This window comes from Prolinoborus fasciculus, assembly GCF_056724605.1.
Genome location: NZ_JBWZQN010000188.1, coordinates 1 through 440, shown reverse-complemented (window position 1 = coordinate 440; position 440 = coordinate 1). Strand labels below are relative to the sequence as shown.

Sequence of the window (440 nt, the reverse complement as noted above, 5' to 3'; positions counted from 1 at the left end):
GAAACGTGAAGGCTATATTATTGCACGCTGTACTGTTGCTCGATTAATGAAAAAGCTAGGTATACAAGGTGTTTGGCGAGGTAAGAACAAACAAACCACCCGTAGCCGAGATGACCAAAAACGAGCACCTGACTTGGTGAAACGGAATTTTAGAGCTGATCAGCCTAATCACTTGTGGGTTGCTGACTTTACCTATATTCAAACAAATTCAGGCTGGGTCTATACCGCCTTTATTATTGATGTGTTCTCACGAGCAATTGTTGGCTGGAAAGTATCTACACGAATGAATACAGATATGGTGCTCGATGCATTGGAGCAAGCATTGCATGATCGAGGCATGCCAAAGAATGTGATTCATCATTCCGACAGAGGTGTGCAATATCTTTCCATTCGCTATACCAATCGTTTAGAAGCAGCAAATTTACGAGCATCAGTCGGTA

At 42.5% G+C, this 440-nt stretch carries 1 protein-coding gene; it reads left to right on the top strand.

The features are described 5' to 3' along the window. Nucleotides 1-440: IS3 family transposase (locus AC1P5O_RS16885; protein WP_499006444.1), on the top strand; the 440-nt coding region annotated here is incomplete at both ends.